General features: G+C 38.9%; 16 protein-coding genes and 1 other annotated feature. Of the genes, 3 read left to right on the plus strand and 13 right to left on the minus strand.

The window, feature by feature from the left end; all coding sequences use genetic code 11:
• Nucleotides 1-4 precede the first annotated feature (4 nt).
• The 5 genes from IGL17_RS12010 to IGL17_RS12030 all read right to left on the minus strand — a co-directional run bounded on the left by IGL17_RS12010 (nucleotide 5) and on the right by IGL17_RS12030 (nucleotide 5,744).
• The gene (locus tag IGL17_RS12010; RefSeq protein WP_002359061.1) at nucleotides 5-1,648 is read right to left on the minus strand and encodes a peptide ABC transporter substrate-binding protein; all 1,644 of its coding nucleotides are present in this window, start codon (nucleotides 1,646-1,648) and stop codon (nucleotides 5-7) included.
• Nucleotides 1,649-1,697: 49 nt separating this feature from the next.
• Nucleotides 1,698-1,943: a binding site (T-box leader), on the minus strand.
• Nucleotides 1,944-2,090: 147 nt separating this feature from the next.
• The gene (locus IGL17_RS12015) at nucleotides 2,091-3,044 is read right to left on the minus strand and encodes a siderophore ABC transporter substrate-binding protein (protein WP_002419600.1); all 954 of its coding nucleotides are present in this window, start codon (nucleotides 3,042-3,044) and stop codon (nucleotides 2,091-2,093) included.
• A 38-nt stretch (nucleotides 3,045-3,082) separates the two neighbouring features.
• The gene (locus IGL17_RS12020; protein ID WP_002354962.1) at nucleotides 3,083-3,838 is read right to left on the minus strand and encodes an iron ABC transporter ATP-binding protein; all 756 of its coding nucleotides are present in this window, start codon (nucleotides 3,836-3,838) and stop codon (nucleotides 3,083-3,085) included.
• On the minus strand, nucleotides 3,835-4,800 hold the full coding sequence (locus tag IGL17_RS12025) for an iron chelate uptake ABC transporter family permease subunit (protein ID WP_002371665.1): 966 nt from the start codon (nucleotides 4,798-4,800) through the stop codon (nucleotides 3,835-3,837). Before IGL17_RS12025 ends, IGL17_RS12020 begins: the two co-directional genes overlap by 4 nt.
• Nucleotides 4,797-5,744 carry an ABC transporter permease gene (locus IGL17_RS12030; protein ID WP_002394759.1) on the minus strand — a complete coding sequence of 316 codons (948 nt, stop codon included), beginning with the start codon at nucleotides 5,742-5,744 and terminating at the stop codon, nucleotides 4,797-4,799. Before IGL17_RS12030 ends, IGL17_RS12025 begins: the two co-directional genes overlap by 4 nt.
• A gap of 184 nt (nucleotides 5,745-5,928) precedes the next feature.
• Between IGL17_RS12030 and IGL17_RS12035 the strand changes: the two genes are divergently transcribed.
• On the plus strand, nucleotides 5,929-6,381 hold the full coding sequence (locus IGL17_RS12035) for a YueI family protein (protein ID WP_002383256.1): 453 nt from the start codon (nucleotides 5,929-5,931) through the stop codon (nucleotides 6,379-6,381).
• A gap of 214 nt (nucleotides 6,382-6,595) precedes the next feature.
• On the opposite strand, the gene IGL17_RS12040 is transcribed toward IGL17_RS12035, so the two are convergent.
• From IGL17_RS12040 to gshAB, 3 genes are all read right to left on the minus strand, one after another.
• A complete protein-coding gene (locus tag IGL17_RS12040; RefSeq protein ID WP_162780856.1) occupies nucleotides 6,596-6,697 on the minus strand; it encodes a putative holin-like toxin in 102 nt (33 codons plus the stop codon).
• 330 nt (nucleotides 6,698-7,027) lie between these two features.
• A complete protein-coding gene (locus IGL17_RS12045) occupies nucleotides 7,028-7,129 on the minus strand; it encodes a putative holin-like toxin (protein WP_229201437.1) in 102 nt (33 codons plus the stop codon).
• A gap of 188 nt (nucleotides 7,130-7,317) precedes the next feature.
• Nucleotides 7,318-9,588, minus strand: a complete 2,271-nt coding sequence (gene gshAB / locus IGL17_RS12050; protein WP_016618583.1) for a bifunctional glutamate--cysteine ligase/glutathione synthetase — start codon at nucleotides 9,586-9,588, stop codon at nucleotides 7,318-7,320.
• A gap of 170 nt (nucleotides 9,589-9,758) precedes the next feature.
• On the opposite strand from gshAB, the gene IGL17_RS12055 reads away from it, so the two are divergent.
• A complete protein-coding gene (locus IGL17_RS12055) occupies nucleotides 9,759-10,265 on the plus strand; it encodes a cysteine hydrolase family protein (protein ID WP_010707015.1) in 507 nt (168 codons plus the stop codon).
• Between the two features lie 189 nt (nucleotides 10,266-10,454).
• Nucleotides 10,455-11,351, plus strand: coding sequence for a YitT family protein (locus IGL17_RS12060; protein WP_002354953.1), 897 nt, complete (start codon nucleotides 10,455-10,457; stop codon nucleotides 11,349-11,351).
• A 50-nt stretch (nucleotides 11,352-11,401) separates the two neighbouring features.
• On the opposite strand, the gene IGL17_RS12065 is transcribed toward IGL17_RS12060, so the two are convergent.
• The 5 genes from IGL17_RS12065 to smc all read right to left on the minus strand — a co-directional run bounded on the left by IGL17_RS12065 (nucleotide 11,402) and on the right by smc (nucleotide 18,325).
• Complete coding sequence (locus tag IGL17_RS12065; protein WP_002361020.1) at nucleotides 11,402-11,800, minus strand: VOC family protein; 399 nt, start codon at nucleotides 11,798-11,800, stop codon at nucleotides 11,402-11,404.
• Between the two features lie 119 nt (nucleotides 11,801-11,919).
• Nucleotides 11,920-12,405 (minus strand): cupin domain-containing protein, encoded by a 486-nt coding sequence (locus IGL17_RS12070; protein ID WP_016618585.1) that lies wholly within the window; start codon nucleotides 12,403-12,405, stop codon nucleotides 11,920-11,922.
• A gap of 158 nt (nucleotides 12,406-12,563) precedes the next feature.
• The gene (ftsY, locus tag IGL17_RS12075; RefSeq protein ID WP_010821152.1) at nucleotides 12,564-13,892 is read right to left on the minus strand and encodes a signal recognition particle-docking protein FtsY; all 1,329 of its coding nucleotides are present in this window, start codon (nucleotides 13,890-13,892) and stop codon (nucleotides 12,564-12,566) included.
• A gap of 2 nt (nucleotides 13,893-13,894) precedes the next feature.
• Entirely contained in the window at nucleotides 13,895-14,722 is an 828-nt protein-coding gene (locus IGL17_RS12080; RefSeq protein WP_016618586.1) for a Cof-type HAD-IIB family hydrolase, read from the minus strand.
• Nucleotides 14,723-14,746: 24 nt separating this feature from the next.
• A complete protein-coding gene (gene smc / locus IGL17_RS12085; protein WP_010824007.1) occupies nucleotides 14,747-18,325 on the minus strand; it encodes a chromosome segregation protein SMC in 3,579 nt (1,192 codons plus the stop codon).

The raw sequence follows: 18,325 nt of genomic DNA on the forward strand, positions 1-18,325 counted from the left end.
TGAATCATTCTGTTAAATAAGCATTGCGCAAGTGGAAATAATCCCCATACAAGTGATAACTAATGCCTTTCAATTTAGGATTGATTAGATAATTTGAGGCACTTTGATACAGCGGTACTTGGGCAGCATCTTGGTTCAACAAGATGTCTTCCGCTTCTTTGTATTCTGCAAACTGTTTCTCTGGATTATTGGCATTAATCGTTCGTGCATCTTCTACCAGTTGGTCGTATTTGGCATTATGATAATTGCCATAATTGTAACTTGATTCTCCTGCATATAAGTTAAAGTAAGAGTCTAATTCACTACTGCCGGCAATCCATCCTGAAAGAGACAACTCATAATTTTTTTCACGTCGCGATTGGTTCACATTATTACTTGGTTGCGATGAAATGGTAATTTCTAAACCTGGCAGATTTTCTTGCAACTGACTTTGAACATATTCAGCAATTCGTTTTCCTTGATCTGTATCTGCCGCCAGCAATGAAAGTTTCACTTTTTTACCGACATCCGCTTGGGCTTTCGTCCATTCAGCTTGAGCTTTTTTGACGTCATTTTTCAAATATTCGCCACTGTAAGCTCGGAAATCTTCATCTGTTTCTGGATTCGCATAAAGTTTACTTGGAATCAATCCGTTAAGCGGCTTTGACCCATCGTTTAAGACACTTTGTGTTAAGGCTTCTTTATCAATTGCTTGGCCAATCGCTTTTCGTAAATGAACATTCGCTAATGGCGTTCCTTCTTTTTTGTTGAAATCTAAGAAGTAGTTGGCCACATCTGGATGACTGACATAGCCTGGATCATCTTGATATTGTTGAACATATTGTCCGTTAATGCGAACTAAGTCTAGTTCATTCGCTTGATATAAGTTAATCCCAGTATTATCTTCTTTGATTGTGCTAACCGCAACTTCTTCCAGTTTCACTTGATCCGCATCATAGTATTCTGGATTTTTTTTCAATGTCCAAGTATCTGAAGTCGCATCCCAATTGGCTAGCGTAAATGGCCCGCTATAAAGTAAATGTTCACTATCCAAGGCATAATCTTTACCTTGCGCTTCGACAAATTTTTGATTTTGTGGCGCTAACCAAGCAATCGAAACGACTGCTAAGAAGGAAGGTTGGGCCTGTTTTAATTCAACAATGAATTCTTTGTCATTAGGGGCTGAAATCCCTAATTCATCGACTGACTTTTCACCGTTGCGTATTTCAAAACTATTTTTAACACTATCTAGTAAATAGGCATTCGGTCCAATCGTCGCTGGTGTCACCAGTTTTTTCCAAGAATAAACAAAATCTTGGGCCGTGATTGGCTCGCCGTTGCTCCACTTAATCCCCTCCCGCAAGGTAAAGTGGTACTTGCGCCCATCGTCACTAATCTTGACATCTTTAGCTAGAGCTGGCACCGTGGCACTATCATCATCAAAACGATAAAGGCCTTCAAATAAATGTTGTGCCATTGTAAAGGTATTTTTATCTGTTGTTTGTGTTGTATCCAATGTTGAGATTGGTGCAGGTGAACTAATACTGATTTTTTGTTCAGCTGCTAAATTTCCCGAATCTACTTTCTCTGCCGCTTCTTTGGTTCCGCCACATGCGGCTAAAAGAAACCCTGTTGCAATCAAACCTACTACTTTTTTCCCCAATTTCATGTTGTTGCCCCCTCATATTTTTTAAACAAATAAAAAAAGCATTCGTCCTAAAAAGGACGAATGCTTATGCAATCGCGGTACCACCTTTGTTGATCTCTTCGCTAAAAAAGATCCGCTCGTTTCCAGTACAATCATACTGTAGCGCTATAACAGGCGCACCTGAATTGGTTTAAGCGAACGGCTTCAACCAACCTGTTCAAAGGCCATTTTCCCCTTTAACGTCACTACCTCTTCTCACCAAACGAGGCTCTCTGCAAGCTATTTTAAAAAGTACTTTCCTTCTCATCACATTTTGTTCTTTTATTTGTTTCATCAATCATACTGATTTACGGATAGTTTAGCAAACATTTTCGAGGCCGTCAACCACATTTTTAATTTAAAACTTTTTTGTTTTTCATTAAAAAAAGAAAAGAGGTTTCAATCCCTCTTTTCTAAAACAATTTTACTCTAATCCTTTTTTAACATCTTCTATCATCAAATGCATTGATTCTAATCCACCACCGCTTAGATACCAAACATCTGGTTGAAGCATAATGACTTTATCATTTTTACCAGCATCGGTTTTTTGAATCAATTCGTTTGCAGCGACGTTATCTTTTGAATCGTCGCCACCAATTGCTTTGGTGCGATCTACCACAAAGAGAATCCCAGGATTTTTTTCTAAAACATATTCGTAAGAAACACTTTGCCCATGAGTGGAAGCTTCAATCTTATCGTCTGCTGCTTTGAAGCCAAATGTATCATGAATTAAACCGAAACGAGAGCCTTTTCCGTAAGCGGAAAGTTGTCCTTCGTTAACTAACACAACAAGCGCATTATTCGCGCTAGCTTCTGCTTGTTTTTTCACGTCAGCAATTTCTTTTTCTAAGCCGGTTATTTTTTCTTTAGCTACCTCTTCTTTACCAAAAATAGTGCCTAACGTTTCAATATTTTGTTTCGTTGATGCCCAAGGATTTTTGGCATCTACAGCTAAGTAAATGGTTGGCGCAATGGCTTTTAATTGTTCTTGATAATCTTGTTGACGACCAGAAATAATAATTAAGTCTGGTTTTAGTTGATTGATTTTTTCTAAATCTGGTTCTTTAATGCCGCCTGCTGATTCAACTTTTTGGTATTTTTCCAAATACGCAGGAATATTTTTGGTTGGCGCACCTACCACGCGGTCACCAACACCTAGTGCATCCATTGTATCCAAGGAACCATTATCAAAAACAACGACTTTCTTAGGATTTTTGGGAACGGTTAATTGACCATTGGTGTCTTTGACTGTGACTTCCGTTTTAGCTGCTGTTTCTGTTGTTGCAGAATCTGCTGTTTTTTTATTTGTTTGACAAGCACTTAACATTAACAGTCCCATCATTGAAACTGCCATCATTGCTAAAAATTTCTTTTTCATTCTTTTCCTCCAAAAACGTTATTTTTAAATTGTCCGATTTAGTGATAAAGACAAAAGCGTTTTCCTTCAATTTCACAAATCCGGATATTCATTTCATAAAGATCATTTAAAATACTTGTTTGAATAACTTCCTCTGTTGCGCCATGCGCATAGAGCTTTCCGCCTTTCATGGCGACAATTTCATCTGCATAGCTTGCGGCAAAATTAATATCATGTAGAACAATCAGAATTGTTTTTCCTAGTTCATCCACTAAGCGTTTAAGAATCTGCATCATTTGAACCGCATAATTCATGTCGAGGTTATTTAAGGGCTCATCCAATAAAATATAATCGGTATCTTGGGCTAAAATCATGGCAATATACGCCCGTTGTAATTGCCCTCCAGAAAGGGTATCAATGTATTCTTCCGCCATTTCAGTTAAGCCCAATTGTTCCAGTGCTTCTGTTACTTTTTCATGGTCAGCGCTTTTTAAGCGACCTTTGGAATAAGGAAAGCGGCCAAAATTGACCAGTTCTCGCACAGTTAATTTAAGTTGTACACCGTTGGCTTGTTTTAAAAGGGCAATTTTTTGTGAAAAAGCCGATTGCTTCCAGGTTTTTACTTCTTGCTTGTCCAGATAAATTTCCCCGGTATCTTTGGGAATTAAGCGACTCATCATGGCTAGCAGCGTGCTTTTCCCAGCGCCATTCGGCCCAATAAAGGCCGTTAATTTGCCTTCAGAAATAGGTAAATCAATGTCTGAAACGACAAATTTATCGCCATATTTTTTTGATACATCACTCATCTGGATCATGTGCGTTGCTTCCTTTCTGCAATAATTTTCCATATAAAATAAACGCCCCCAACAAATTGAATCACCACACTGAGCGGGGTATTCAAATGAAAGACCTGTTCAACCATCAATTGACCAAACACCAGTAAAAAGACTGCTATTAAACTCCCTGCCACAAACAGTTCTCGGTGGCGATAGGTTTTCATGAATTGATAACTCATATTGGCCACGATAAAACCTAAAAATGTAATCGGTCCCACTAATGCTGTTGATAAGCCGACCAGACTACTGATCAAACACAACAACACTAATTGAAACTGATTCACAGCAATCCCCAAATTCTGGGCTTGATGGTTCCCTAAATGTAAAACGTCTAAACGATAACTTTCCCGCCAAAGTATCCCACAAATCATGAGTACCGCCACACCAACGAAAACGAGATACTGACTATTGACGTTACCGAAACTGGCAAACAACTTTCCTTGGAGTAAGTCGTATTCGTTAGGATCCATAATCACTTGTAAAAACGTACTGATACTACTGAAAAAAGTACCTAAAATCATGCCAATCATCAATAATAAAAATAAATCGGATTGATTTTTGCGTAATAGAAAATACGATAAACTAGTACTTAAAAACACCATTAAAAAGACGTTCATCAAAAACGAGCCAAGACTTACTTGACCTAACGCTTGTGCGCCTCCTAAAAGAAAAAATAACACCGTCTGCACAAAGACATACAAGGAATCCATCCCTAAAATGTTTGGCGTTAGGAAATGATTTTGCGTGACTGTTTGAAAACTAATAGTTGAAAAAGCCGCAGCGATTCCGACAAAAATAAAAGCCAATAACTTTTTCCCTCGTAACGCCAAAGCAAAGGACCAATTGCCATACGTGTTATAAGTTAAATAACAAAGACTCACAATTACTACGGCAGCTAAAAGCAAAAGTAATGAAAGCCATTTTTTTAAAGGCCGTTTCATCGTTTGCGCCCCCTTAGTAATAATAAAATGAACAAAATGCTCCCTAATGTTCCGACAACCACGCTGACAGGAATTTCATAAGGGGCAATCAATACTCGTGCTAAAATATCACAGATTAACAAGAACAAACTCCCGCAAATCCCAGTTAACCACAAGGTATTTTTCATATGATCGCCATAACGTAAAGACACGAGATTGGGAATCACAACCCCTAAAAACGGAATATTCCCCACCATCAATAAAACGATGGCACTTGCTAAAGCAACCAGCGTCAAACCTAAAAACTGAATTCGCTGGTAATGGACGCCAAGACTATTTGCAAATGCTTCACCCATACCAACGACAGTGAAATGATAAGCAAATAAATAAATAACAAACCACAAAGGAATCATTAAAAATAACCATTCATAATTCCCTTTCATAACTGTGGAAAAATTTCCTTGTAACCAAGCAGACATATTTTGAACCAATTGGTATTGATAGGCAAAAAATGTGGCAATTGAGCCTAGAATGTTACCAAACATCACGCCCACCAAAGGGACCATTACTTGATTCTTACTTGGTAATAATCGAATGAGCGCTAAGAATAATAAGGTCCCGCTTAGCGCAAAAATAAAAGCAATTGCCGTTCGATAGAGAAACGGAGCTGTTGGGAAAAATAACATTGCAACTAAAATACCCAACCTTGCACTATCGGTTGTTCCAGCGACACTAGGAGCGACAAATTTATTTTGTGTGAGTTGCTGCATAATCAATCCAGAAATACTCATCGTACTACCAGCAATGATTAAACTCAACGTGCGGGGAACACGGGTGGTAAATAAAACAAATTGTTGCTGCGCATCTAATTGAAACAACTGAGAAAGTGCAATGTCCTTCACCCCTATCACTAATGACAATAAGCTGAAAAGTAATAGTAGAACAAACAAACCAATCTTTTTCATGAGAAAACTCCATTTTTATTTAATTGAGAATGATTCTCATTCTTAATTACAGTGTATGAGAAAACCATCACAAATGCAACCACTTTTTTTCCTTTCTTAAAAACTTCTTCTCAAGCCGACTGACCAACGACTTATCTAAGATATGCTATAATGGAGGGAAACGTTAGGAAAGGAGTGTTACTGAATGGCGAATGATGACTTACAACAACGTCTGGATAAAGGAATGTACGGTACGCCCCTCGTCAATCCTGAAGAACAACACAAATACATGGGCACATTTCGTGAACGCTGCCGTCTCTCCATGACCGTCGCTGAAATGAAAGATGCACAGAACCAACAACATTTATTAGAAGAATTAGCGAAGCATCCTGAAGTTACAGTACTTTTAAACGGCGAAATCTCTTCTGACCTGCAAAGTACCTATATTAAATTATTAAATCAGCATGGCGCAACCTTTAAGATTGTTAACAATTTTGTGGAGAACAACCCTGACTCTCTCGGCTTACTGTTAGCTGAAAAACATGCAGTCGATGAACCTGTGATTGACGTTACAGAAAAATATCCTCAAGCAACCGAAACGCCAAAAGAAGAGCCAAAAGCTAAAAAAGGCTTCTGGCAAAAACTATTTCACTCATAAAAAGCTCAAGAAAAGTTATGAGTCATTGGATTGTTTAAACATAAGTTATGAGCGCTTCCATTTATAATAGAATTGTGCTATTATAAAGATGAAAAAGAGAGGTATGCGGGTACATACCTCTCCTTTATACCAGCGCCAGTTATAAGAACTGGTGGCTTACTGAGTTAAATTTTTGTTACTATTTAACCGTTCAGCCGTCTAAGCTTATGAACGGTTATTTTTTATTGTTTTTCGTTGCTTCAAGGATACCGAAAATCAGTAACGCAACAAGGGTTGCAAAACTAATCATCAATTCCAATGTCGCTTCGATTGACAAAAAAAATGCTCCTTTCGTTAAAGTGCATCGGATACACATAGGCATCACCTGCCTCTCTAACTCAGAGCCACCGTCATACAACTTTCATTGGTAATAGCTTTAGTATAACCTATTGGGTTCACTAAGAAAACGTTTTTATAGGAATTTTCTATAAAATGATATAAGTTATGAGCGCTTCCATTTTAAATAGAATTATGCTATTATGAAAATGAAAAGAGAGATATGCTACTACATACCTCTCCTTTTATACCAACACCAGTTATAAGAACTGGTGGCTTACTGAGTTAAGTTTTGAATCTTAACCGTTCGGCCTACGAAGCTTGTGAACGGTTATTTTTTATTGTTTTTCGTTGCTTCAAGGATACCGAAAATCAGTAACACAACAAGGATTGCAAAACTAATCATCAATTCCAATGCCGCTTCGATTGACAAAAAATGCTCCTTTCGTTAAAGTGCATCGGATACACCTAGGCATCACCTGCCTCTCTAACTCAGAGCCACCGTCATACAACTTTCATTGGTAATAGTTTTAGTATAACCTATTGGGTTCACCAAGAAAACGTTTTTATAAAGAATACCGCCAAAAAATCTATTATGAATTTTTTGGCGATATTCTTTTTTTATTGAACCACTTCTGGGTATAAAAGTTTTAAAACGTCCATTGTTAAACGGCGTCCTTTTCCAGCGTAAGGATACACATGCATGTGCATGGCTGGATTAAAGTTTGCTTCGATAATCCCGTACGTTAAGCTATCACGTGTGCCTTTTACGTCTTTGTCAGGAATGATTAAATCAATGCCACAAATTTTGGCTCCTAAAGCAGCTACGGCCTCAATGGCGATTTGTTTATAACTATCATCAATGACATCGGTCATATCAATCGAATCCCCGCCCGTGCTAACATTAGAATTTTCTCGCAAGTACACGATTTGCTCTTTTTCTGGCACAGAATAGATAGTTAAACCTTGTTCTTTCAACATTAGTTTTTCTAAATCATTTAACTGGATTAACTCTAGTGGTGCACGGTGATTGGTCCCCCGCAATGGATCACTATTTTTAGCGGCCACCAATTCTTCTACAGTGTGTTTGCCATCTCCGGTAACATTGGCTGGCACGCGCAACATGATGGCTTTTACATCATTATCTAACACAAAGAACCGATATTCTGTTCCAGGTAAAAACTCTTCAATTAAAACCGCTGTGTCCTCTTTAAAAGCAATCCGTAACGCTTCCGTAAAGTCTTCCAACGAAGCGCCTTCTTTAAAAATGGTAATTCCTAAACCGTAATTCGTTGATTTTGGTTTCACGACAAACGCTTTATTGGCGTAGCGTAAATGTGCTTCTTGTGCCTCAATAAAAGATGAAAATTCTTCACCGCCAGGCACATGGAACCCTGCTGCAGACAAAATTTTCTTTGTCACGGTTTTGTTTTCCATAATCAATGGTACCACGTAGTTATCTTTGCTAGTCATGTTGGCATTTTTGACGTATTCAATGTGCTCGCCATGTTGCAGTTTCAAAAATTGCTCTTGTTCATCTAAAATTTCGATTTCCAAACCTTTTTGAATCGCATCAAATAAGAAAATTTGTGTGGATAATTCCATCTCACGGAAACCAGCTAATTGATAAGGGCGTTCAAAGGCCATACTTTGATATTGGTTTCCAAAAATATTTCCCAGTTCACTGTTGGAGTTTTCTTGAATAATCGTCCACATTTTGCCAGAAACGGTGTCTTGTGGATTCCGCAGTTGTTGATAATACTTACCGACAACTTCTTTGCCTTTACGAATGCCTAGAGCATCTAACATATCAATCATTTCTGAAAAAATCCGATCGCCTTCTGCAATTAACTTAATCGTTTCATGAGGATGACCAAGAGCCACTTGTTCATTAAAAATATCGCCAGTTTTTACCCATTCATCCGCTTCTTCTTTTTCATCTGTCCACAATAAATACAACATAAAATAATGTAAGAAATCCACAGTATCTTCCACAATGCCTAAACGCGAAAAAGGATTTAAGTCTAAATTACGCAACTCGATATAGCGAATACCTGTTTTAGGCAGATCAGACATTTGTTTCCCACCACGTAAGCGCACAGGCGCATAAAATTCTTTTTCTTCAGAAAGTAAACCATTTTCCACCATGCGATGAATATCTTCTAAATAGCGTTCCAATGAGGCATACGATACTTTCACATTGTCATGATTTCTGTAGCCATACGTACTATTCCGAATACTGCGAATAGGTTCTTGCGGTTGGTCGTCATAGACCCTAAAGTAGCCGTCTTCACTAACTGGCGAAGCCCCAAAAAGATACGTAATTAACCAACGATAACGTAAAAAGTTACGGGCAACTTTCATGTACACTTTCGTTTTAAATTGTTTGCAATCTGTCACTTCGGATTGTTCATCATATAATTGCTGAATCAGGGCTTGGTCATATTCAAAATTAAAATGAATTCCGCTGACCATTTGTTTTCGTTTGCCATACTCTTTTGCCAAATAACGACGATATAACACCGCATCATATTGATCTAATTTAGCGATTTTAATCTCTTCATCTTTTGTTGGTAATCGTGGCGGCATACTTAATGGCCACAGCATTTCATCTTCTGGAATCGAACGACGAGCCACATCGTGAATGGCATCTAAAAAACGAAGCATTTCTGTGCCGCTATTTGCTACAGGCGTGATTAGTTCTAATTGTGTTTCACTAAAATCTGTTTGAATATATGGATGATAAGAACGGTTACCAAAAACCGTGGGATGATCAGTTGTCGCTAAAAGCCCTTCTCGTGTACTACGTTGGTTTTCTTTTTCTAAACCAAAACGAGCCATCAATACGTAAGGACGAACATTTTTCTTTTGCATTAATTCTCTATAATTCATCTTGTCGCCTTTCTTTCTACAAACTATCTGTTTCTCTTACTATTATATAGGAAAACGAGTAAATATGCTGTTTTTTTGAACGTTCGCTTGGGAATTTTCGAGACACTTTTAGAGAGCGCCTTTTTCCGTTATACTGAAAACAACTAGTTTATAGAAAGTGGGGATTGCTCATGAAAAATCGTGCATTACTTTTAATTGACTTTCAAAAAGGCATCGAAAGTCCGTCGCAGCAATTGTACCGTCTGCCAGCAGTGTTGGATAAAGTCAATCAGCGTATTGCTGTCTACCGCCAACACCATGCGCCCATTATTTTTGTTCAACATGAAGAAATCGAATTACCTTTTGGCTCAGACTCTTGGCAACTTTTTGAAAAGCTGGATGCACAGCCCACAGATTTTTTCATCCGCAAAACACATGCGAATGCCTTTTACCAAACAAATTTAAATGATTTATTGACGGAACACGACATTCAAACGTTAGAAATCGCTGGTGTCCAAACCGAGTTTTGTGTGGACACTACAATTCGGATGGCTCATGGTTTAGGCTATACGTGTTTGATGACACCGAAAACCACTTCCACCTTGGATAATGGACATTTAACCGCGGCACAAATTATCCAACATCATGAAGCTATTTGGGCTGGCCGCTTTTTGACTTTTTTGCCTTCAATAAATTGAGGGCTTTTCCAAAAAATTGTTTGTTCACTATGTTTTCTTGTCGTATTTCATGTTAGTATAAGGAAAAAGTGTTCAGTTGATTAGTTGAAGATTTAGAGTGTGGGACATAAGTCGATTAGGCTTGTCTCTCATGTTCTGTCTTTTTTTATGTCATCATTCACTAAACTAATAAATAATTGGAGGTATTTCATGAATAAATTTTTTACAGCCCAACGTTTAAAAGACACCGCCTATGTAACAGTCGGTGCATTCATTTTGGCCATTTCAATCAATGCGGTCTTATTGCCAAATAAACTTGTCGCAGGCGGAGCCAATGGCATTAGTATTGTTATTAATTATGTTTTCGGGATTAGTCCCGCCATTGTTCTTTACGCCATCAATATTCCTCTTTTAGTGCTTTGTTTCTTACTTCTTGGGAAAGAGGTCGGTGTCAAAACCATTTATGGTAGTCTTATTTATCCATTTTTTGTAGGAATTACTTCGGGGATGCCTGTTTTAACACATAATATTTTTCTAGCAGCATTATTTGGCGGTATTATTACAGGTGCTGGCCTAGGCTTGGTTTTCCGTGGCAATGCCTCAACTGGTGGCACAGCAATCATTTCACAAATTGTCAATAAATACTTCAAAGTTTCCTTAGGTATTGCTATTTTATTCGTCGATGGTTTAGTCATTTTATCAGCAATGTATGCTTTTAATGCAGATATTGTGTTATTCTCTTTAATTTGTTTATTTACAATTGGTCGTGTCGTTGACATGATTCAAGTTGGTCTGGTTCGCTCGAAGAATGTGATGATTATTTCACCAAAATATGTCGCTATTCAAGAACGCTTATTACGTGAACTAGATAAAGGTGTGACCTTGGTGCCAATCGAAGGCGGTTATCGAAACGCGAAAGGCATGCTCTTAATGACCGTCATTCGTGAAAAAGATTTTCCCCGCTTAAAAGAAGCCATTCTTGAGATTGATGAAGAAGCCTTTTTGATTTCAATGAGTGCGAGTGAAGTCTACGGAAAAGGATTTAGCTTGAAAAAAGTAGCTGATTCTTATGGCGTTGAAGCAACTAATGCCAATAATTTACAATAGTTTTTTGTAGGAAAAGAGCCGCAAAATCTGTAGAGATTTTGCGGCTCTTTTTACATCTTCATCCAGACAGGTTCTAAGCTATTGCCATCCAAATCTTGCACTTCTAAGCCATACATTTGCTCTTCTGGTATTCCCATATCAACTCGGTAGCAGTTGCCTCCGTTAGCTTTGGCGGTTTCGCCAAACTGTTTTACGGCTTCGACACTCTCTAAACTAAAGGAAATTAATGCCCCACTGGTTGTTTGCGCATCAATAATTTGCTTTTCTTGGATAAATTTTCCATAAAAGTCATGGTTCAACAACATAATCCAAAATTGATCATCCCACATCATCGAACTAGCTTCCTCTGTTGAAAATTCCTCGTTCTTTTTGAATCCAAGTTTTTCATAAAATGCTGTAGAACGTTGGACATCCGCTACTGGGAAGTTAACAAAAACCATTGTGCCCATGTGATTCATCCCTTTCTTTTAATCATCTATGGCAGCTAACTGTGCGTTGCGACAAAATCAACAAGCTTGTTTGATTTATACTAGCATATTCATAAAAGAAATGTTACTAAAACGTTTTCTTAAAGTAATTCTCGATAAGCCAAGTGCTGAATGATTTCACTATGTTGTGGATAATCGTTTAACAATTCCGCTTGAGTAAATAACTCGAAATCTTCAAACTCAAAGCCTGGTGTAACCACACAACTGACTAACGCAAATCCTGTCGCTACTGTAGAGCCAAAGATTGTGCCGGCAGGAACTGAGAACGAAAGCTGTTGTCCTTGAACTAAGTCTTTCCCTAACTGAACAGCTTGATACGTTCCATCAGGAAAAATACAGTGAACGGTTAATGGCTGACCATCGTGAAAAAACCATAATTCATCCGCTTTTAAACGATGAAAATGTGACGGACTTTCTGTATTCAATAGAAACAAAATCGCTGTATGCAACGCCCGTTCGCCTCGTTTGGTCGGAATCAATTGTTCACTTTTATTGGTTTGTTTAAAATAACCGCCCTCAGGATGCGCTTCTAATCCTAACTTCTCAATCCACATTTGTTCTGTCATCTTCTCCCTCACTCCTTCATTTTTTCAGAAACGATTTAGGAAGAACTTAGAACATCCGTCCTAATCCTAAAATAAACGGCGGGACAGGAGTAGCTTCTTCATTCTTGAAGCTAAATACTCCTGTCCCACGTTCTTCCCAAACCTGTTATTTTCTACAACTAAACATCTTTTAATAAGCCTTTAAATAAGCCCATTGCGAAATCGTTGGCATTAAATGGTTCTAAATCGTTAATTCCTTCACCTAGACCAACTAATTTCACTGGCAAGTGTAATTCATTCCGAATAGCAATGACAATACCACCTTTGGCTGTTCCGTCTAGTTTGGTTAAAACTAAGCCAGTGACATCGGTTGTTTCTTTGAACTGTTTGGCTTGTGTCATCGCATTTTGCCCAGTAGTTGCGTCCACGACTAAGAGAACTTCGTGAGGCGCATCTGGAATTTCTCGTTGAATGACTCGTTTAATTTTTTCTAATTCCTTCATTAAGTTGACTTTATTTTGTAAACGACCTGCTGTATCCACTAGCAAAACATCGGCCTGTTCTGCTTTGGCACGTTCCACTGCATCGAAAACGACCGCTGCTGGGTCGCCGCCAGCATTTCCACGTACAACTTCAACGCCAGCCCGTTCGCCCCAAACAACTAATTGGTCGATGGCGCCCGCTCGGAACGTATCGGCAGCGGCCATTAAAACTTTCTTTCCTTCCAACTTGTATTGATGGGCTAATTTACCAATGCTGGTTGTTTTACCAACTCCATTAACACCAACAAATAAAATCACGGTTAAGCCATTTGGCTGTAAGTTAATCGCGTTATTTTCATTAATTCCTGCTTCTTCATACAAATCAACCATTTTTTCAATGATGGTATTTTGAACTTGAGCTGGTTTTTTCACGTTTCGCAGTTTCACTTCTTGTCGTAAGGCTTCTGTAATTTTTAAGGATGTATCAAAGCCTACGTCTGCACCAATTAACGTTTCTTCTAATTCTTCAAAGAAATCTTCATCAACGCTCCGGAAATTAGCAAACAATTCGTTCAACCGTTGACCAAATGTTTTACGCGTTTTTTCCAAGCCTTTTTCATATTTTTCTTGGACCTGCTCTTCTTTTGACTCTTCAATTTCTTCTGAAACCTGCGTGTCTGTTGGTTCTGCCAACGGAGTTACGACACTACTTTCTTCCTCAGGCGCTTCCACAACAACTTCTTGTGTTTCCTCTGTCAGGATTTCTTCTGGCTCTTCTTCTAATGCTTCTTCTACGCCAGCTAATTTTTCCATTTCAGCGTTATCTGTTAAATCGGCTGTTTCTGTGACTTCTTCCGCTGTCGTTTCTGGCGTTGTTTGCGCCTCTTCTGCTGCGGTTTCTTTTGATTCAGCAGGCGCTGATTCATCACTTGGTGTTTCGTCTACTGTTTCTTCAACAATCTCTTGTTTTTCTTCTTCCTTTTTTTCAGCGGAAAAAGCTTTTTTAATTTTATCAAAAAATCCCATTCTTATTGGCCTCCTTCCAACGGCGTTAAAATATATTTTTCGACCGCTTTGGCAACACCATCTTGGTCATTCGTGTCTGTAACGACATCTGCGGCTTCTTTAACTAATGGAATCGCATTTGCCATGGCGACACCTAAGCCAGCGTATTCGATCATCGGTAAATCATTTTCTTCGTCCCCTAGGGTCATGATTTCTTCTGCACGGATTCCTAAATCTTTGGCTAACAAGGAAATACCATAGGCTTTCGTAATCCCTTTTGGCATAAATTCTAATAAGTTATTTCGCGTTTTAATAATTTCAAAACGCTCATAAAAAGAGGCCGGAATTTCCTTGATGCGTTCATTTAAATACGATTCATCAATCGCAACAACAACTTTGTTATAAATTCGATTCGGGGTTAACTCTTCTAATTTGTAGGACTCAAAGGTTAATAATTTGTTTAGAGAACTATAAATTGAAGGATAATTAGGTGCAGAAGGCAATTGCATCACGACCTCATCGGATAAGACATCAAACGGCATGTTGAGTGTGGTTGCTAATTGGTACAGCTCATGAATCGCTTCCAAGGGCATCAATGTTTTCTCAATAATGGCCCCTGTGTCATTTTTTTGAACCAACCCGCCGTTAAAAGTAATGCTATAATCGCCTTCATCTTGTAAACCTAATTCTTCTAAGTAAGGACCAATAGCTGCCAAAGGTCGACCTGTGCAGATAACAACTTTCACGCCTGCTTGTTTCGCAGCCATCAGTGCTTGTTTATTCCGTAAAGAAATCTCTTTTTGGCTATTTAATAATGTTCCATCTAAATCAATAGCAACTAATTTTATCAAACGTTCGCTCCTCCTTGCTTCTGGCTAATTGCTTTTTTCAATTGCGCCACCTTCTTTGACCTCTTCCAAGCGAACTGAAACGATTTTTGAAACCCCAGATTCTTGCATAGTCACGCCATATAAAACATCTGCGGCTTCCATTGTCCCTTTACGATGTGTCACCACGATAAACTGTGTGCCATCTTCAAATTCGCTTAAATAATGACCAAAACGAGCAACGTTGGCTTCATCTAAAGCTGCTTCTACTTCATCTAAAATACAGAACGGAACTGGTCGAACACGAATAATTGAAAAGAGTAATGCAATCGCCGTTAATGCCCGTTCGCCTCCAGACAACAAGCTTAAATGTTGTAATTTTTTCCCTGGTGGTTGCGCCTCAATCTCAATCCCTGTATTCAAGAGATCCTCTGGATTGGTTAGCACCAGTTCTGCCCGTCCGCCACCAAACATATTAGGAAATACCACTTTAAACTGGGCACGAATTGCTTCAAAGACTTCTTTAAACCGTTCTTTCACTTCTTGGTCCATTTCATCCATGGTTTCAAATAATTGTTCTTTCGCATTTAATAAATCATCACGTTGACTGACTAGAAATTGATGGCGTTCATCGACTTGTTCAAATTGCTCGATGGCACTTAAGTTAACAGGTCCTAACCGCTCAATTTCTTGTTTTAGGCGTTTCACTGTTTGCTGTGCTTGCGCTAAATCATCGATTGGGAAATACGCTTCATAGGCAGCTTCAAAGGTTAAGCTGTATTCTTCCTGTAAGTAACTTAACGAGCTATCTAATTGCATTTCTGCACGATTTTTTAGGACTTCAATTTGTGTTTTATCTGCTAAATACTGTTGTTGGCGTTTGTTTTCTTCCGCTAATTTTGTATCTAACTCGTCTACTTCTTCTTGCAACGCTTGTCGTTGACTACGTGCCGTTTGTAAAGACGTTTGCAATGCTGTTTGTTTCTCCGCTAATTGCGCGACTTGTGCCGCTAAGCCTTCTTCGGTTAACTGGTGATCGCTAGAATGGCTACTTAGTTGTTGTAGCTGTTGACGGATGGCCGTTTCTCGAATCAATAATTCGTCCAATTGTTCTTGTTTGTCTTGCTTTTGACGAGCAAAATGGGCACATTGTTCCGCCGCTACTGCTTGTTCTGCTTGAACTGTCGTCAAGCGTTCTTGCGCTTGGGCTTTAAAGGTTTCCATTTGGCTAGCTTCTTGTTCCACTTGTTTCATTTCAGCATCTAAACGTTCTTTCGTTGCCGTTAAGTTTGCTTGTTGCTCTGTCAATGTGGCTTTTTTCGTTTGATATTCGGTTAAGAATTGATGCAATTCCCGTGATTCATATTCAAACAGACGTTTTTCTTTTGTTAAACGAGTAATCGTTTCTGTTTGATTGGCTAATTTATTGTCAATTTCTTGTTGTTTTAAGCGATTTTGTTCACCAGCAGAGCGCAACATTTCTGCACGTTCTGTGGCTGTTTTCACTTCTTGCGAGAGCGCTTGGACTTCTTGTTCTACACTTCTTAGTTGTGTTTCTAATTGAGTCATTTGTTCAGTGATTGTTTGAAGTTCTTGCGCTTGTGAAAATAGGCTTCCTTGGTTGCCACGTTTATTGGCTCCCCCAGTCATCGAACCGCCAGGATTCATCACATCGCCTTCCAATGAGACAACGCGATATTGGTAATTGACTAATTTTGCTAACTGGTTGGCACTCGTTAAATCTGCCGCTAAAATCGTGACGCCTAAGAGATTTTGAATAACGGTTTGTACTTGTTCTGGATAACGAACTAATTCACTGGCAATCCCCACGAAGCCCGGTGCACCAGCCAAACGATTCTGAACCATCGCCGATACAGAGCGCGGCTTAATGGTAGTCAATGGTAAAAAGGTTGCCCGGCCACTGTGTTGTTGTTTTAAGAAAGTAATGCCTGCTCGACCATCTTTCTCATTTTCCACAACAATATGTTGCGCCGCACCACCTAGGGCCGTTTCAATCGCCAACGTATATTCTTTAGGCACTTCAATTAACTCAGCCACTGCGCCAACAATCCCAGTCAATTGGTTTTTGTGACGCAATACAGCTTTCACGCCTTGATAGAAGCCAGCGTAATTTTCTTGAATTTCTTGCAAACTTTTTTGGCGTGCCTTCGCTTGTTGTACTTGATTCATCGCTTGGTACATATCATTTTGACGCTGTGCTAATCGTTCACGTTTGGCTTCAAGCGTTGCTTTCAACGCGGTGTATTCTTCCAGCTGCTCTTGTAAGCCTTGTTTTGCGACTTTTTGCTCTTTTTCTAGCGTTTCTTTCATTGCAAGAGCTTCAACCATCTGTTCTTCTAGCGCTTCGTGTTTTGCTAGCGATTGTTGATTTTTAGCTGTTTCTTGTTGATATTGTCGTTCTAAATATTTTAAGTCATTGGCTGTATTGGCTTGTTCTTGCATGACTTCCACATACTGACTGCGCAATTCCTCCATCAATTCTTTAGAAGACTTACTATATTTTTCCACATCTTTCGTTGCCAAAGCCAATGCTTCTTTTAACGTCTGACGTTGTGCCGTTTTTTCTGCGATTGCTGTTTCCAGCGTCTGCAATTCTTCCCGATAGCGAACAATTTTTTCGGCCGTTTCTGCCAATGTCTCTTCGTATTCGCTTGCCGTTTGGGAGGTGTGTTTGGAACGTTCAATTAAAACATTTTTTTGTCCTTCTGCTTGTTTCAACGCTTCTGTCACTTGTAATAATTGTTGTTGTTCCGTTTCAATTTGTTCATCTAAACGATTGCGCTTGCTTCGTAAACGTACCAATTTGCCTTCTAAGTCATGGACTTGCTTACTTGCGCCAGCTAACTTTTCTTCAATGGCTGTTAATTCTTGCGTTTTCGTTTCCCAAATAGCTTTTGCTTCTTGAATTTCGGTCACAGTTAAATTGACATCAATTTCGGTAAGTTCTTCTTTCAAAGCTAAATACTTTTTAGCCGCATCTGCTTGGGCGGCTAGAGGAATTAATTGGTCTTCCAACTCGTAAATGATATCTTGGACACGGCTTAAGTTGTCCTCGGTTTCGAAAAGCTTTTGTTCAGCTTTTTTCTTCCGTTGTTTGTATTTTAAAACGCCCGCTGCTTCTTCAAAGATCCCACGACGGTCTTCAGGTTTACTATTAAAAATCGCTTCAACTTTCCCTTGTGAAATAATTGAAAAAGATTCTTTGCCTAACCCTGAATCCATAAATAAATCTTGAATATCTTTTAAACGGCACGCTTGTTTATTAATAAAAAAGTCACTTTCGCCCGTTCGTTTTAAACGACGGGTGACACTAATCTCACTATAATCCAATGCTAAATAATGGTCGCTGTTGTCTAACGTCACGGTAACTTCCGCAATATTTAGCGGCTTACGACCTTCCGAACCGGCAAAGATAATGTCGTTCATTTTGCCACCGCGAAGGTTTTTCGCAGATTGTTCACCTAATACCCAGCGAACGGCTTCCGTGATATTACTTTTCCCACTTCCATTCGGACCAACCACTGCTGTCACATCATCTTCAAATTCAATAATGGTTTTATCTGCAAATGATTTAAATCCTGTAATTTCAATTCGTTTTAAATACAC

The sequence above is a fragment of the Enterococcus sp. AZ088 genome (genome assembly GCF_051714845.1).
Lineage (GTDB): Bacteria > Bacillota > Bacilli > Lactobacillales > Enterococcaceae > Enterococcus > Enterococcus faecalis.

Bases quoted from the DNA above. Each gene is read 5' to 3' on its own strand.
- IGL17_RS12060 (WP_002354953.1), top strand. From the start codon at position 10,455: ATGAATAAATTTTTTACAGCCCAACGTTTAAAAGACACCGCCTATGTA.
- IGL17_RS12035 (WP_002383256.1), top strand. From the start codon at position 5,929: ATGGCGAATGATGACTTACAACAACGTCTGGATAAAGGAATGTACGGT.
- ftsY (WP_010821152.1), bottom strand. From the start codon at position 13,892: ATGGGATTTTTTGATAAAATTAAAAAAGCTTTTTCCGCTGAAAAAAAG.
- IGL17_RS12010 (WP_002359061.1), bottom strand. From the start codon at position 1,648: ATGAAATTGGGGAAAAAAGTAGTAGGTTTGATTGCAACAGGGTTTCTT.
- IGL17_RS12055 (WP_010707015.1), top strand. From the start codon at position 9,759: ATGAAAAATCGTGCATTACTTTTAATTGACTTTCAAAAAGGCATCGAA.
- IGL17_RS12025 (WP_002371665.1), bottom strand. From the start codon at position 4,800: ATGAAACGGCCTTTAAAAAAATGGCTTTCATTACTTTTGCTTTTAGCT.
- IGL17_RS12030 (WP_002394759.1), bottom strand. From the start codon at position 5,744: ATGAAAAAGATTGGTTTGTTTGTTCTACTATTACTTTTCAGCTTATTG.
- gshAB (WP_016618583.1), bottom strand. From the start codon at position 9,588: ATGAATTATAGAGAATTAATGCAAAAGAAAAATGTTCGTCCTTACGTA.
- IGL17_RS12065 (WP_002361020.1), bottom strand. From the start codon at position 11,800: ATGGGCACAATGGTTTTTGTTAACTTCCCAGTAGCGGATGTCCAACGT.
- IGL17_RS12020 (WP_002354962.1), bottom strand. From the start codon at position 3,838: ATGATCCAGATGAGTGATGTATCAAAAAAATATGGCGATAAATTTGTC.
- IGL17_RS12015 (WP_002419600.1), bottom strand. From the start codon at position 3,044: ATGAAAAAGAAATTTTTAGCAATGATGGCAGTTTCAATGATGGGACTG.
- IGL17_RS12070 (WP_016618585.1), bottom strand. From the start codon at position 12,405: ATGACAGAACAAATGTGGATTGAGAAGTTAGGATTAGAAGCGCATCCT.